This is a genomic window from Oleiphilus sp. HI0043, from assembly GCF_001634935.1.
Genome location: NZ_LWEY01000332.1, coordinates 1 through 698, shown reverse-complemented (window position 1 = coordinate 698; position 698 = coordinate 1). Strand labels below are relative to the sequence as shown.

The following is a 698-nucleotide window of genomic DNA, read 5'->3' as shown; positions in this document are numbered from 1 at the left end:
TAGCGTTAAGCCTTCCTGCAGGGCTATTGCCGCAGCAATGTCGCGTGACCAGTCATCCAGGTTTACTAGAAAACCTTGCTCATCAAACTGGATATTTTTTAGCGTGTCTTGATCGCTCATAATATGTGTTTAGCAAAGGCTAGATTTAATACCAGCTATGCACTTTTTCATGCTTGATGGTAAGTTCAACCAAGTCATTGTAATCAATTTTACAATAGTCTACCGGGATTTTTACACCCCTAGCCAAGGCATCTTCAGTCAGTACAAAAATCGTCGCGGCAATACAAGACCATTGACTGGCTTCAGACGAGGTTCCCAGGCATTGGAAAACCCCATCTTCAATGAGTACTACGCAGTCACCGTCCAGGATCGTGTCTGAAAGTTGCTGGTTCACAGCGACTTCTGAGGGTGGTTTGTTCAGTATATGCAGGGTCATAAAGTGGGGCCAAGAAGCTAGAATCTTAAAATAATGTCGGAATCGTTAAGCTTATTGCTTACTTGTGCTTTACTAAGTTCGCTTATCGCAAGTGAGCAATCGCTTAACGGGATGTTTCGGTCTTCAGCGTCTTGTTTATCTATATGCACTTTATCTACACCATAAATAGCAAGCGCTTTCATCATTTGGCGAATATTCTTCTGGTGTATGTTTGCAGGGTCTTGATCTTCCAATAATAGATAGCAGCCATCAGTTGCGAGTA

The 698-nt window shown here is 42.7% G+C and carries 3 protein-coding genes; all 3 read right to left on the bottom strand.

Going from position 1 to position 698, the window contains the following annotated elements:
• A partial coding sequence (locus A3729_RS34465) for a TusE/DsrC/DsvC family sulfur relay protein (protein WP_197475559.1) occupies positions 1–120 on the bottom strand: 120 nt, incomplete at its 3' end.
• A 25-nt stretch (positions 121–145) separates the two neighbouring features.
• A complete protein-coding gene (tusB, locus tag A3729_RS04485; protein ID WP_068513640.1) occupies positions 146–436 on the bottom strand; it encodes a sulfurtransferase complex subunit TusB in 291 nt (96 codons plus the stop codon).
• Between the two features lie 17 nt (positions 437–453).
• On the bottom strand, positions 454–698 hold a 245-nt coding region (locus A3729_RS04480), incomplete at its 5' end, for a DsrE family protein (RefSeq protein ID WP_156497663.1).